Here is a 14,863-nt window from a genome sequence, read left to right on the forward strand (position 1 = left end):
GCTGTAATAACTCCCGCCCTCAATTTTTGTGGGAGAATCAACATAAAAGTAGGTGCGGGATAAACAGACTGTAAATCGCCAATTGGTGAGATACAGTGAAACTTACCGATGTGTGAGCAGAGGTTTAGTAAACCAATCGGTTCGTAGTGTCGCTTAATAGAAGCGTTAGCTTGCGATTTAGCGACACTAGAACGGGACTAACCATCAGTGAAAAAAACCACTGACAGAAGTTTTGCTTTAATTGACAAAACTGCAATACGTATAGTATAATAATTTTAAATAATTGAATATTCTCCTAAAGGGGAGTAGCTTTTACAACTAAGTCGTCATTTCAGAGGATCATCTCTCGGCTTTGTTGGCAGCATAATGTTGTTAGCAAGACCTTTACCGAAGAAGGGTAAAGGTATATCCATAGAATTTTAAACCTTTGCCGTATTTTGGTAAAGGTTTTTTGTTTGATTTTTTTCAACTTTCAACAGAAGTGAGGTGAGTTCTATCGGTAATTTTGCTAAACGATTCCTGTTTATATTTAAGTTCTGGAGGGTTCTTCCGTTTCTAAAGGATTTCTTCATTTCACGCGAAGTTCAGTTTAATAAAAAAATGTTGGGTATAGTATTCATGATTGGATATGCAGTATTTCCATTTGATTTGATTCCAGATTTCTTCTCGCTCATTGGAATAGTGGATGATGTGATGATTTTTGGAATTGTTGTGAATTGGCTGATTCAGCTTTCACCGGAAACCCTTAAGGAAAGACACAAGTTAAAGGGGTAACCTATTAAAAAGGAAAGAAGGGGAGTTAGGAAATATGGAGTTTTCAATTTTACTTGAGTATGGTTGGGTGCTACTTGTGTTGGTTGCACTTGAAGGGCTTTTAGCTGCGGATAATGCGCTTGTGTTAGCGATTATGGTGAGGCATTTACCTGAAGAAGAAAGAAAAAAAGCGTTATTCTATGGTCTTGCAGGAGCGTTTGTTTTCCGTTTTGGTTCGCTATTTGTGATTTCATATCTTGTCGATGTATGGCAGGTTCAAGCGATAGGAGCTATTTATTTAATATTTATCGCTTTGAACCATATATTTAGAAAGCTTCTTGTAAAGAAGAGTGGAGAAAACGTTTCTGAGGAAAAGGAAACGAAGAAATCTGGTTTTTGGGCGACAGTATTCAAAGTTGAACTAGCTGATATTGCATTTGCGGTAGACTCGATCCTTGCCGCCGTAGCCTTGGCAATGGCGCTTCCTAATACGAATTTACCGAATATTGGCGGCTTAGACGGTGGGAAGTTTATCGTAATCTTCGCAGGTGGATTAATCGGATTAATTATTATGCGCTTTGCGGCCAATGTGTTTGTGAAGCTGCTGCAAACCCGACCTGGCTTGGAAATTGCTGCATTTATGATCGTCGGATGGGTCGGAGTGAAACTAGCTATTTACACGTTATCACATCCAGCGCTAGCCATATTGCCTGAATCGTTTGCCCATTCAGCGGCTTGGAAGATAATCTTTTATGTCGTACTGATTTTGATCGCACTAGGTGGCTGGTTTTTTTCAAAAGAGAAGCTGGATCCAGTAAAAGGATAAAAAGGGTAACTGGCTGCGCTATTAAAGGCGGCTGTTTTTTTGCCGATACAGGAATCTTCTTATAACTATTTACATGTATTGGCCAATTACTAGGTCAAATTACTGCTTTTTTTTACAGACTATCCTGAATGAGAAAGCTCACTACTTCAGAGGTAGGATGATAGTGGGGTAGAACCGGGTGTTTCTTATGAAACAATAATGGTTCGACTATTTTTATTTTTTGTCTATTTTTAGCAAATACAATGTCTTCATATAACATAGCCTACTTTTTCGTACAAACCATCACTATTAAAAATCAGTATTCTGATATAATTTCACAATAAACATAGGCTCTGTTAAATTAAATGTTAATTTTTATATAAAAATTAGGGAACCCTTCATTTGTTGAGGTTCCCCGTCTTCTTCAACTAGCGCCCCGATATCTAAAAAACAGATTATCTTAATATACAAATTAGCTTTTTCTTTTCCAACTTGTTTTAAGTTGCGAAGGTTTTAATGTAGATTGATGATACAACAATGGCAAAAACTCTTTAAAAGTTGGTGCAACGATTGCTTTGGAATAAGGAACATTATCTTCAGGATAATTTTCATAAAAATAAACAACGGCTGGATTTTCTGTGCAATTCGTGTAATCCAATGCAAAACAAGAATGAGGATATGTTTCCCAAGCTAATATGACAATCTTTTCAGGTAGGGAAAATTCTTTTATGTCTTCACTAAATGAAAATATTCCTTCGTTGTCATCTTCATTTGCATTTTCTAAATCAATACCTAGTAAATAGGGGATTTCACATTTTCCATAACGATTTATGTATACTTTTTTAAAGTGTAATGTTCCACCGTTACTTTTTTTAAGCAATTCAATATATTCTTTTGGAAACTTTATACCTAACTTGCATTCTGCATTTTTTACTATTTCATCACTTACAGGTGGGTCCTTTTCATCCCAGAAACCCTCACCATAATAATAATTTTTGCTCACCTTCATTATCCTCCCATTAATTATGTAAGTGCTCTAAATAGCATAATTAATACATTTGCTTCTTCAACTATACTGTCTGAAAGTGTCTAAAAGTTAAATAAGCACTATATAGAGAATTTTGATAAGCGTAAACCGTGATACGTTTCTGTCACTTCGTAAACAAACGTCTTCATCAATTTTATGTACAAACATTATAATCCCCTCAATTGATTTATTTTGAATTTTAACATAATCCCGATTAAACATATCGATTTATGAAGAGGTATTGGATATATTGGAAAAAATGAAAAATTTATTTAGGCTGATGTAGTTCTTTTAATGAAGTTCAGTGCGGGGAACTAGGTCTGTAAGAAGAAAAATTCTCTTATGATATGCTTCAAAACGATCAGAATGGAAAGATGTTATGATATTAGTAAATAGATAAATTCGGAGAGGGAGGTATAACAACGTGAAAAAATACATCGAACAGCTTAAACCGACTCTTGATAGAATATTTCAGCACTTGCATCAGAATCCAGAGGTTAGTTGGAAGGAATATGAAACAACTGCGTATATTCAGCAAGTACTCGAAGCACATGGTTTTCCAGTCCGTATGTTTGTTGATTGTACAGGGCTTTTTGCAGAGATGGGTAGCGGTGATTTTTGTGTGGGTTTGAGAACAGACATGGATGCGCTTTGGCAAGAAGTGAATGGAAAATTCCAAGCCAATCATAGCTGTGGTCATGATGCACATATGACGATGACGATAGGAGCCATGCTACTACTAAAAAAAATGAACGCTTTTAAAAGAGGAAGATTCAAGTTTATTTTTCAGCCTGCAGAAGAGAAAGGGACTGGCGCACTAAAGATGGTTGAAAAACACGTGGTGGACGATGTTGATTTTCTTTATGGTGTTCACTTAAGACCCATTCAAGAGTTAAGAAACGGTCAAGCGGTTGCCGCGATTTACCACGGAGCCGCGAAGTTTATTGAAGGAGAAATTATTGGAGAGGATGCTCACGGTGCACGTCCTCATCTTGGGCAGAATGCGATTGAAATCGGTTCCTCCCTTATTCAAGAAATCAAAGGTATTCACCTCGATCCAATGGTTCCTTATACAGCGAAAATGACTAAATTTATAGCGGGCGGTGATTCTGGGAATCTAATTCCAGGGAAAGCTTCGTTTTGCATAGATTTACGGGCGCAAACGAATGAAGTTTTAGATGAGCTAACTGAAAAAGTTGAGAAAATAGCAAGCGCATTGGCAAATTTATATGGGGTGAAAATCCATTTGGAAGCAAAGGGACATGTTGCAGCGGCAGTTGTGAATCATGAGGCAAGAAGCTATATGGAAAAAGCGATTGTTGAAAGCATTGGAGCGAAGCATATAAAGGAGCCGATTGTTTCTTCAGGAGGCGAAGATTTTCATTTTTATTCACTAAAAAAGCCTCATATAAAAACGACAATGCTTGGCTTAGGTTGTGATTTACAACCAGGGCTACACCATCCACAAATGACTTTTAATCATGATTGCATCTATATAGGAGCAGAGATTTTAGCAAGAACAGTGTTACAAACCATTGATGCATATGAAGGGGCGAAGTAATATGCCTTCCATGATAACAACTAGAAAACTGCGATCATATGAAGAGTTCCTGCAAAAAACTAGAAAAAAACATCTGAAATATGGAACTACTTCCCTTCAAAAAACATTTACATCCGCAAGAAACTGTGGTTTTCTACAGGGGCTTTATTGAAGAGCCCCAGAGGTGAAGAAATTTTACTTGGAGAATTGGGCCTAACTTGTAAATCAAAATATGAATGGAGAGAACAGGTTAATCCTCTTTTTAAGATTCAGGATTGTTCTGTTCTTTTTATGAAGCGTTTTTAAAAAGTGCAAGAAAACAGGTGTTTTATATTCCTATTTCATCCGAATTATAGGAAAACCTACCAAAATGATAAAACAAAGGTTGACAGTAGAAAGTAGAATAAGAGTTAATTAATAGAGGAGAGTAGAGAAAGTGGGGCAAGTTAGTGAGGAAAATGTTAAAACAACCAAGATTACTAACGCAGATGATCGGGTTTATTTCTATTGTGGTTTTTTTTATGGTGGTTTCTGTAAGCGTTATCTTTTCGTCTATGATAGATGATATTACCAAAGAGTCACTAGGGAATCAGGCGATGACGGTAGCAATGATGACAGCACAAAAGGAAAAAATTATCCAAGCCTTTGAGGAGCCCAATCCTGCGCTGACAATCCAGCCAATTGCCGAAGAGATTCGCAAATCAACAGGTGCAGGCTATGTGGTAATTGGTAATCTGGAAAGTATTCGTTATTCGCATCAGATTGAGAAGAATATTGGGAAAATGATGGGGACGAGCAATAGAGAAGTGTTTGAAGACGGTGCTTCCATTTTATATGAGGGAACTGGAATATCAGGTCCAGCCATCAAAGCAAAAACGCCGATTTACAATAAGTCCGGAAAGGTGATTGGTGTGTCATCTGTAGGTTTTTTAACAATTGAAGCGGAAAAGAGGGTGAATGAATATCGCTTGAGTTTGTTCAAATTTTCAGTGTTCGTTATTTTAATTGGGATAACAGGAGCAATTATTATTGCTAGAAGGGTGAAAAAATTAATTTTTAACCTGGAGCCTGAGGAAATTTCATTTTTATTTAAAGAAAAGGAAGCAACGATCGAATCTATAAGGGACGCGACAGTAGCGGTCAATCAACTGTATGAAGTCACATCTATTAATAAACGAGCAAGAGAAGTACTAAAAGATGATCAAATAGAAAAGGGAAGAAAAATCATCAACCGGCGGCTTATCATGATGATTGAATCTGTTATCTATACAAAACGAAGTCTGATTAATCAAAAATTTCTGATTGGTCATCACCTCTACTTGGTAGATGCGGCACCAATTATGCAGAAACAGCAAACAAGTGGGGCTGTTTTGACAATTCGTCCTACTTCGGAAATAGAACAAATAACAGAAGAAATTTCAAAAATAAAAAGTATTTCTGATAATATCCGCGCCCAAAATCATGAGTATTTAAATAAATTAAACACTATATATGGACTCATTACTCTTGAGCAGTATGAAGAAGTAAGGGAGCTAATCACCGAAGAAGTGAAAGAACGTCAGGATATCGTTGTATTCTTAACATCTTCTGTGAAGGACCCGTTTATTGCAGCCTGCCTGATCGGGAAAATTAACCGATCAAAAGAATTAAAGGTCCAGCTTGAAATTGATAAGGACAGTAATTTGGAGCGTGTCCCATCTTCATTGAATACAAAGTTATTCGTTACAGTTCTTGGAAATATTATTGATAACGCAATGGAAGCAGCAAGCCAATTCAAGGGGGAAGAAGCGTATGTAAAAGTATCTTTCACTGATTTTGGAAGCGATATCATTTTTGATGTCGAAGATAATGGTAAAGGTGTTCCAAAAGAGTGGCAAGAAGTCATTTTCACAGAAGGTTTTACTACGAAGGATGGGGAGAATCACGGACTTGGACTGGCTATCGTAAAGAACACAATCGATTTTTTACAAGGTGAGATTTATTTATCAATTAGTGATTTTGGTGGTGCACGATTTACGATTGCCATACCAAAGAAGTAGTGTGAAAGGGGGGATCACAATGGCAAATCAATCCATTCAAGTGATGATCATTGAAGATGATGAAACAGCAACAAAAATTTATGAAAAATTTACTCAAAAGGTAGAGGGGTTTCAAGTAGTAGCATCTACCAGTACAGGAAAGCAGGCACTAGAGATGTTTAATGTATTCGTCCCTGATCTGATCTTACTCGATGTGTTTCTACCAGATATGAAAGGTACAGATTTGTTGTGGAAAATTAGAACGAAGTTAAAAAGTGTCGATATAATCATGATAACTGCTGCCAATGATGTTGATACAGTAAGGGAAGCTATTAGAGGTGGTGCATTTAGTTATTTAATGAAACCAATTATGATAGATAAGTTCCTTGAAACACTCGAGCAGTATAAGGAGACAAGAGCAAAATTATTTAATTTAACAACTGTGGAACAAAAAGATGTGAACAGCCTTTTCAGAATGAAAACAGTTGAAGAACCAGTTCCCGCAGAGAAAGGCAGCTTGCCAAAAGGGATAGATAAGCATACGTTAATGAAAGTTAGAGGGCAAATGAAGGAAACGAATGGTAGCAAGAATGCGGAAGAACTAGCAGGCACGATTGGAGCAAGTCATTCAACTGTTAGGCGATACTTGGAATACTTAGTATCTAACAATGAAATAGAAGTAGAAATCAGGTACGGAACAATCGGTCGACCTGAGCGCAGATATCGGAATAGAAGGAACTAGAGGTAACAAAGGTGGTAAATAAAAGGCGATAACGAAGTAAAAGGTTATTAAACAAACCGGCTGACAGCGACTGAAGACATCTGCTGACAATCGGTTTGTTTAGAATCGCTAGATGCTTATTTTTTTTCCGAAAGGGCCATCCATTCATCAATTGTTAGTGAATGAATCATATCACCAGATGATTGAATCGAGAAATAATTTCTGATGTCTTCACTGGCGGATAGTAGAAGTGTATCGACTTTGCTGATCTGTTCTTGAGATGTTGTTGTGCGCTTAACCCATTCTGGATAAGTAAATATTTTTTTGCGGTTCTCAGCTTTTATTACCGTTAACCCGGCTTCCTTAAACCATATTTTCCATTCGTTTATAGAGTAGCTTCGCACATGACTTTCATCACGCAGCTTTTCCAGACGATTTACAAATAGATCCAATTGTTTTTCTTCAGGAGCAATATTGTCAATGAGTAAAAATTTACCGCCTGGTTTTAATACGCGTGCTACTTCTTTGACAAATTTCTCGGGATGAGGGAAATGGTGTGGTGCAATCCGACAAGTGACAGCATCAAATGTATTTTCTAAAAACGGCAGAGACTCTGCATCGGCTATTACATATAAAATGTTTGAGTGTAGTGGATCTAAATGTCGCTTCGCTGTTTCAAGCATTTGATACGTTAAATCTGTTGCAAAACAAAAGGAAACATGTGGAGCGATTGCTTTAACGACATGTCCACCCCCTGTAGCAATATCGAGTGCGATGTATTCTGGCTGGAGTTCCAGCCATTCAGGGATGAGACTAAGATCGGAACCTTTCGCATGCGTACTACTTGTTACATATTTTTCTGCATGCTTACTGAATTGTTCTTGTACTTTCTGTTTGATGGAATTAGCTTGTTCTTTCATTTAACACTTCCCCCTCTAAAAGTAGATATAAAATATCGATGAGCGTATGTTCCCAATTAAACGATGAAAAAGGCTCAGGATCTCAAACTTTACCATTTTATGAAAGTGGCGGTGCGGAGCTGATTTTGCGAAGCACCCCTCATTTACCAAAGAAAAGAGAAGATAATCTTCTCTTTTCATAACAGTAATAACCTAGTGATATCTATGACAGGTTATTTTTGCATATTCAATGATTCTAATATTTCTTGTACCAGCTTTTCTTGCTCTTCTAAAAATGTTTGGAAGTCTTCAGAGTTTTTATAGCCATCTTCCCAGCCATTTGTTTCAAGAACTTTATTCCACTCAGGTGTTTGAACCATCTCGGCTAATGTTTTATTCCAGTAATCTACTGCGTATTCCGGCATTTCCTTTGGTCCAAAAAGTCCGCGCCAGATGGTGAATTCTGCATCAATACCTTCTTCTTTGTAGGTTGGGATGTCTGCATATATGCCTTTTAACCTTTCAGGAGAAGATAGACCAAGTACACGTACCTTTCCAGCTTTTAGATATTCTCCAGTACCAGAAATATCGGTGGCAAGAACGTCAGCATTTCCTCCAATCAAGGCCGTCATGGCTTCGCCGCCGCCATCATAGGAAATGAATTTTATTTTTGTAGCATCCACACCAGCTTTTACTGCAGGTAGCATTGCGACTAGATGGTCCTGTGAACCGGGAGCTGAACCACCGGCCAATGTAAGTTTGCTAGGATCTTTCTTTAAATCTGCAAATAAAGATTTCAAATCTTGATATTTAGAATCAGCAGGTACCACAATGGCTCCATAATCCTTTGTTAATTGCGCCAAAGGTGTAATGTCTCGAAAAGAATGTTGACTGTTTCCTTCCTTTTTTAAGTTGTTAATAATTAATGGCACAGAAGGGAGGAGCAAACGATATGGATCTTTAGGATCCTGGCTGATAAAATCAGCAATACCTACTGCTTGCCCACCACCTGGCTTGTTCTCAACGGTCATCGACTTTTCCATTAACTTTGTGTCACTTAATACTTTTGATAAAGCACGTGCTGTTGTATCAAGCCCACCTCCAGCACCAGATGGCGCATTGATAACAAGCGGCTTTTCTGGATAAGCAGAAGATTTCTTACTTACATCACCTGATTTTGAAGTTGAATTTGTACCTCCGCAAGCTGTAAGACTAAGAGCTAAAGCACCAGTTGCAAAGACCAATCCCCACTTTTTGAAGCTGAATGTAGAATTCATTACTTTTCCCCCTTTAATAATGATAACGCTTTCATTTGTGAATCGTACCATGTCTATATAGATGTGACCAGTTAATAAATATTAAATAAATAAAGATGATTAATCTATCTTTTTTTCATATTTTTCACAAACACATGTGAGAAATATGAAAATAATGTAAAAAATAAAAAGTATTTTGGTTATGAACTTAAATCTTCTAATAAAAGTAGAATTCTGCTAATTTTTAAGAAAGCGGTTTCAATAATGCGGTTGGCGAAAAAAATATGGAGGTAGATGAATTGAATAAAACGTTTGATCGTTATGCAGGTATCGTATTTCTATTAATTGGCGTTTTTTTCATAATGGAGAGCAGAAGGATTTCTGCTAGTAGCTATGGCAGTAATGTAGGGCCCGATATTTTTCCTATCGGTCTTGGCGTTGTTTTGATCCTTTTAAGTATTCGACTGTTGTATGAAACATTGAAATACAATAAGCAAGGAAAAAAGGAGAGCAAACCAGATTACAAGGGCTTCTTGGTGATTTTTATTGCAACGGTGCTTTATGTGCTCCTTCTTGAGACGTTAGGCTATGTAATTACTACATTTGCATTCTTATTAACAAGTTTTCAAGTGATGGAACGTGGTGGCTGGTTGAAATCGATAATTATTGCTGCTGCTTTGTCTTTCGGTGTTTATTATGTGTTTGTCGAAGTGTTGCAAGGATCTTTGCCTGGATTCCCCATGTAATTGACTTAGGAGGTGGATAAATGGAAACTTTACAATTTCTTTCAGATGGATTTGGTGTTGCGATGCAATGGCGAAATTTGCTTTTTGCTTTTTTCGGGGTCTTAATCGGGACGGCAGTAGGTGTACTTCCGGGCATTGGGCCGATGAGTGGGGTGGCGCTATTAATCCCGATAACAGCTACTTTAACATCAGGCCTTGATGCGCAAAATGCAGCAGCGAGCTCGATTATCTTGCTTGCAGGTGTTTATTACGGAGCGATGTATGGCGGATCGACTACATCAATCTTATTAAATACACCAGGGGAATCCTCCTCGGTTGTGACAGCGCTTGATGGTTATCAAATGGCCAAGCAAGGCAGGGCAGGAGCTGCTTTATCGATTGCTGCTATCGGGTCATTTGTTGCAGGGATTGTTTCATTATTAGGGCTGGTTTTATTGGCAAAACCGTTGTCAGCACTGGCTCTATCGTTTGGCCCGCCCGAGTATTTCTCTCTAATGTTACTTGGTCTTTGTGCAGTGAGTGGACTGGCAGGGAAATCAATTACGAAGGCTCTTATCATGACAGTCTTAGGGTTACTGCTCGCAACGATTGGGATCGATAATGTGTCAGGAGTATCCCGTTTTACGTATGGAAATATTTACTTATATTCAGGGCTTGAATTTTTAACTGTTGCTGTAGGATTGTTTGCTTTAGGTGAAGTGTTTAGGAGTATATTGGAAAAAGATGATGGTGATGGAAAAATAGCTAAAGTAGGTAGGATTTTACCTACAAAACAAGATATGAAAGATAGTACGAAACCAATTATTCGTGGATCGCTTCTCGGTTTTTTTATAGGGGTTCTTCCAGGTGCTGGAGCAACACTAGCTTCTTTCTTTTCTTATATTGCTGAAAAGAAGATAAGTAAAAATCCAGGAAAATTCGGAAAAGGTGCAATTGAGGGAGTAGCTGCCCCAGAATCCGCCAATAATGCTGCATCAGGGGGAGCAATGATTCCTTTATTGACAATGGGGATTCCAGGCTCCGGCACAACAGCTATTTTGATGGGTGCTTTAATTATGTACAATGTACAGCCGGGTCCGCTTTTGTTTGATGACCATCCTGAAGTGGCATGGGGGCTCATTGCTAGTATGTTTATCGGCAACGTCATGCTTTTAATCTTAAATATGCCACTCGTTAAAGTCTTTGCAAAGGTTATTGAAACACCTGCTAAATATTTGCTGCCGATTATTATTGCCATTTCTATTTTCGGTGTATATGCTGTTCAAATGAATACGTTTGATTTACTGCTATTAGTTGGCTGTGGAGTGTTTGGCTATCTCTTTGCAAAACAAGATTATCCGGTCGCCCCATTGGTACTTGCCCTTGTCCTAGGACCGATGATTGAGAATAATATGCGCAGGGCACTCACTTCTTCAAACGGAGATTTTTCGATTTTTGTTACAAGACCAATTTCGCTGTTCTTTTTAGTAATTGGAGTATTGTGGATTCTTATTCCATTGATCCTTAAGTGGATGGGACGAAATGTGGTCATTAATGATGAAGAATAAGAAGGGGTTAGAGCCCCTTTGGGGATAAAGCTGAATTTAGCTTACAAAGTGTTTTCGCTTTTCTTTGAAAGAAGGTTTTCAATTGGCCATTTTCTATCAGATAGTGCTTAATATTATTATTCCGTTATTTTTATTGATTGGAGTAGGTGCACTACTGCAACGATTCGTTCAACTTGATTTATCTACTCTTTCGAAAATTACAATGAACTTCTTATTACCAGCAGTTTGCTTTACCAATATTTATCAAAGTGAAATGTCAGGCAAATTAGTAGGTCATACGATAGTATTTTTGGTGCTGTTCAATTTCTTGCTTATCTTAATTAGTATCTTGATTGCCAAAGTATGCAAATTTGAGCGAAAGCTGTCAGCGACCTTTAAAAACAGCATGGTATTGAGCAATTCAGGAAATTATGGACTTCCAGTGAGTGAACTTGTATTTGCTACGAATCCAGTCGGCATGTCTATTCAGATTATTGTTTCTATTTTTCAAAGTTTACTTACTTATACATATGGGTTCTATAATTATGTTTCCGCAGAAAGCAGTGGTTTAACAGTTTTTCGAAAGATTATACAGCTTCCGGTCATTCATGCGCTCATTCTTGCTTTTTTACTTCGCTTGTTTCATGTGGATATCCCGTCTTTCCTATGGAAACCGATTGAGAATACATCTGCTGCTTTTTTGGCGGTTGCACTAGTGACACTTGGTGCCCAAGTTGCTTATATAAAAGTTGCCCACATTTCTATGCCGCTTGTTTTGATCGTGATAGGCAGGTTATTGATTTCTCCCATTGTCGCTCTGCTGATCATCTTCTTACTTGGTATATCGGATACGTCCGCACAGGCATTATTCATAGCAAGCTCATTTCCTACATCAAGAAATAGCGCGATGTTGGCGCTAGAATACGATAATTACCCTGAATATGCTTCTCAGGCCGTTCTTGTGACAACCATTTTTAGTAGCATTACTGTTGCGATTGTTGTTTACTTATCTAAAATCCTATTTTAAGAAAGTATAATATGTGTATACAAAGTCAGGTAGCTTCTATTACGTCGGAAGTTGCCTGATCTTTTTTCGTTTAAATTATGATGTGGCTTTTTGGATATATTCGTATTCATATCAAAAAAACTATAAACGAATAACATTATTCATAATGTTATTTAGTAATTTGAGATGATAAAATTTTCATATTCCGATAAACTTAAAGAAAAAGTGAACGAAAATTGAGGATGCTGTTGAATATGAGAAGGGTATCACTACAAACAAAGATTCATGGGTTAGTACTTACATTAAGCTTATTTCTGATTATCTTATTAACGTCTTACTTTACCTATATGGAAGGTAAGCAAATGGCAGAGGATAGAGGGCTTATTGCTTTAGAGATATCTAAAGTCATTTCATTTATGCCATCTATTATCGAGGCATTTGAATTAGAAAATCCATCTGAGGAAATCCAACCTATCATCGAAAAAATCAAGAATGAAACGGGTGCTGAATTTATTGTAGTAGGGAATAAGGATGGTATTCGTTATTCCCACCCATTGCCATCAGAAATTGGAAAGCGGATGATAGGTGGAGATAACGAGCGGGCGATTCAAAATGGTGAATATTATATTTCGGAAGCACGTGGTTCCCTTGGTCTTTCGATGAGAGGGAAATCGCCGATATTCGATAAGCAAGGAAACATAATTGGTGTTGTTTCGGTAGGATATTTAGTAGAGGATGTTAAAGAACAAATCGTAAGAAATGTGTCCAAAGAGTTGTTTGTTTCTTTCCTAGCTCTTGTTATATCAATAATAGGCAGCTATTTGCTTGCACGAAGTATACGTAAAGATACGATGGGATTAGAGCCATATGAAATCGTTAATTTATATAAAGAAAAAAATGCCGTGCTTCATTCTGTGAAAGAAGGAATTCTCTCCGTTGATAAAAACGGCATGATTAATTCCATGAATAAACCAGCAAAAAAACTGTTGAACGTTAAAGGAACTGTTCGCCGGTTGAAGGTAGATGGATTATTTCCTTCAAGTCAATTATATGATGTTCTTAAATCAGGCGAGCCGCAAATCGATCGTGAAATGACTTGGAAACATCAAACGATTATTGTGAGCATCACCCCGATTTTTGATGATGATGGAGTAAGTGGTGTAGTTGCTTCATTTCGTGATAAAACGGAAATCGAGCAAATGGTGAACACAATATCAGAAGTAAAAATGTATTCAGAAGATCTAAGAGCACAAACACATGAATATACGAACAAATTATATGTACTATCCGGATTAATCCAACTGGGCGAATATGACGAAGCGATAAACATGATTCAAAGTGAAAGTTCCGAGCTTCAATTTCTCAATCAGATTGTATTCGAACAAATAAAGGATACAAAGGTCCAGGCAATCTTGTTAGGGAAATTAGGTAAAGCATCTGAAAAAAAAGTTAGATTTGAAATAGATTCGCAAAGCTACATCGACAAACTTCCGGATCATATCAAATTGTTCCAGATAACACTCGTACTTGGCAATTTAATAGATAATGCCTTTGAGGCGGTTTATGACATAGAGGAACCGATTGTAAAGTTATTCGCGACTGATATTGGAGAAGATATCATCTTTGAAGTAAGCGACAATGGTAAAGGAATCACGGAAGAAGAAATGGTCGTGCTTTTTGAACGTGGTTTCACTTCGAAGACGAGTGAAAAACCAAGAGGATACGGACTATACAACGCTGATAGTGCAGTAAAGGAACTTGGAGGCATAATCGAAGTACATAGCGAGGCAGAAAACACGGTATTCACCGTTTATCTGCCTAAAGAAAAAAGAGGAGGAGAAGTATGGGGAAAATAAGAGCGGTTATTGTAGAAGATGATTTTCGCGTAGCAGATATTCATGAGAAGTTTCTGAATAAATTTGCAGAAATCGATGTAATAGGAAAAGCACTAAATGCCAAACAGATGATACGAATTTTGGAGCAAAAAAAACCTGACTTGCTCCTCCTAGATGTGTATTTGCCAGACAAACTTGGTTCCGATTTGCTACCAATCATTCGTCAAAAATTCCCGCAAGTGGATATTATCATGATTACGGCAGCAATCGATAAAGAAATACTTGAACATGCGCTTCGCTATGGTGTGGAGTACTATTTGATCAAACCAGTAAAAATGGAGCGTTTTTATCAAACGATTGAAGAATATCTTAATAAGTCCCAGCTTTTGCAAACTAAGCGTGATTTAGACCAAGATTTTGTAGATCTTATTTTTCAAAAAAAATCCCCAACCAAGGAAAAGAACGGTGTTATATTACCTAAAGGAGTCGATGAAATCACATTATCGAAAGTGAGAACTGTTCTTGAAATGAGTGACACGGGTTTGTCGGCGGAACAAGTGAGTGTTCAAATTGGTGCTTCGAGAACAACCGCAAGGCGATATTTGGAATATTTGATATCTGTCAGGGAATGTAAAGCTGAAGTGGTATACGGAGTTGTAGGGCGCCCAGAACGAAGATATTGTAAAATTTAGAGGAAATCCCATCTTGTTTCTAAGAAGGGCTGAATAATA

Annotated in this window: 13 protein-coding genes; 10 read left to right on the plus strand and 3 right to left on the minus strand. The window is 37.5% G+C overall.

Annotation, left to right across the window (positions count from 1 at the left end):
• Positions 1–600 precede the first annotated feature (600 nt).
• Both HNP81_RS16825 and HNP81_RS16830 read left to right on the plus strand, forming a co-directional pair.
• Complete coding sequence (locus tag HNP81_RS16825; RefSeq protein ID WP_182503358.1) at positions 601–774, plus strand: YkvA family protein; 174 nt, start codon at positions 601–603, stop codon at positions 772–774.
• 34 nt (positions 775–808) lie between these two features.
• Positions 809–1,579, plus strand: coding sequence for a MeeY/MeeF family manganese export membrane protein (locus HNP81_RS16830; protein WP_182503359.1), 771 nt, complete (start codon positions 809–811; stop codon positions 1,577–1,579).
• Between the two features lie 451 nt (positions 1,580–2,030).
• Here the strand turns inward: HNP81_RS16830 and HNP81_RS16835 are convergent, their stop codons facing one another.
• Entirely contained in the window at positions 2,031–2,561 is a 531-nt protein-coding gene (locus HNP81_RS16835) for an SMI1/KNR4 family protein (RefSeq protein ID WP_028390257.1), read from the minus strand.
• Positions 2,562–3,009: 448 nt separating this feature from the next.
• On the opposite strand from HNP81_RS16835, the gene HNP81_RS16840 reads away from it, so the two are divergent.
• From HNP81_RS16840 to HNP81_RS16850, 3 genes are all read left to right on the plus strand, one after another.
• Positions 3,010–4,146: a M20 peptidase aminoacylase family protein gene (locus tag HNP81_RS16840; protein WP_182503360.1), complete on the plus strand. Its 1,137-nt coding sequence runs from the start codon at positions 3,010–3,012 to the stop codon at positions 4,144–4,146.
• A gap of 437 nt (positions 4,147–4,583) precedes the next feature.
• Entirely contained in the window at positions 4,584–6,164 is a 1,581-nt protein-coding gene (locus HNP81_RS16845; RefSeq protein WP_028390259.1) for a sensor histidine kinase, read from the plus strand.
• A 19-nt stretch (positions 6,165–6,183) separates the two neighbouring features.
• Positions 6,184–6,885: a response regulator gene (locus HNP81_RS16850; protein ID WP_028390260.1), complete on the plus strand. Its 702-nt coding sequence runs from the start codon at positions 6,184–6,186 to the stop codon at positions 6,883–6,885.
• Positions 6,886–7,001: 116 nt separating this feature from the next.
• On the opposite strand, the gene HNP81_RS16855 is transcribed toward HNP81_RS16850, so the two are convergent.
• On the minus strand, positions 7,002–7,784 hold the full coding sequence (locus HNP81_RS16855; RefSeq protein ID WP_182503361.1) for a class I SAM-dependent methyltransferase: 783 nt from the start codon (positions 7,782–7,784) through the stop codon (positions 7,002–7,004).
• Between the two features lie 212 nt (positions 7,785–7,996).
• The gene (locus tag HNP81_RS16860) at positions 7,997–9,040 is read right to left on the minus strand and encodes a Bug family tripartite tricarboxylate transporter substrate binding protein (protein WP_182503362.1); all 1,044 of its coding nucleotides are present in this window, start codon (positions 9,038–9,040) and stop codon (positions 7,997–7,999) included.
• 278 nt (positions 9,041–9,318) lie between these two features.
• Here HNP81_RS16860 and HNP81_RS16865 point away from each other — a divergent pair, with 278 nt between their 5' ends.
• The 5 genes from HNP81_RS16865 to HNP81_RS16885 all read left to right on the plus strand — a co-directional run bounded on the left by HNP81_RS16865 (position 9,319) and on the right by HNP81_RS16885 (position 14,824).
• On the plus strand, positions 9,319–9,765 hold the full coding sequence (locus tag HNP81_RS16865; RefSeq protein WP_182503363.1) for a tripartite tricarboxylate transporter TctB family protein: 447 nt from the start codon (positions 9,319–9,321) through the stop codon (positions 9,763–9,765).
• Between the two features lie 20 nt (positions 9,766–9,785).
• On the plus strand, positions 9,786–11,312 hold the full coding sequence (locus HNP81_RS16870; RefSeq protein WP_028390264.1) for a tripartite tricarboxylate transporter permease: 1,527 nt from the start codon (positions 9,786–9,788) through the stop codon (positions 11,310–11,312).
• 82 nt (positions 11,313–11,394) lie between these two features.
• Entirely contained in the window at positions 11,395–12,318 is a 924-nt protein-coding gene (locus tag HNP81_RS16875; RefSeq protein ID WP_182503364.1) for an AEC family transporter, read from the plus strand.
• Between the two features lie 233 nt (positions 12,319–12,551).
• Positions 12,552–14,153, plus strand: a complete 1,602-nt coding sequence (locus HNP81_RS16880) for an ATP-binding protein (RefSeq protein ID WP_182503365.1) — start codon at positions 12,552–12,554, stop codon at positions 14,151–14,153.
• Positions 14,141–14,824, plus strand: a complete 684-nt coding sequence (locus HNP81_RS16885; RefSeq protein ID WP_182503366.1) for a response regulator — start codon at positions 14,141–14,143, stop codon at positions 14,822–14,824. The genes HNP81_RS16880 and HNP81_RS16885 overlap by 13 nt, the downstream gene beginning before the upstream one ends.
• Positions 14,825–14,863 lie beyond the last annotated feature (39 nt).

Source organism: Peribacillus huizhouensis, from assembly GCF_014138605.1.
Lineage (GTDB): Bacteria > Bacillota > Bacilli > Bacillales > DSM-1321 > Peribacillus > Peribacillus huizhouensis.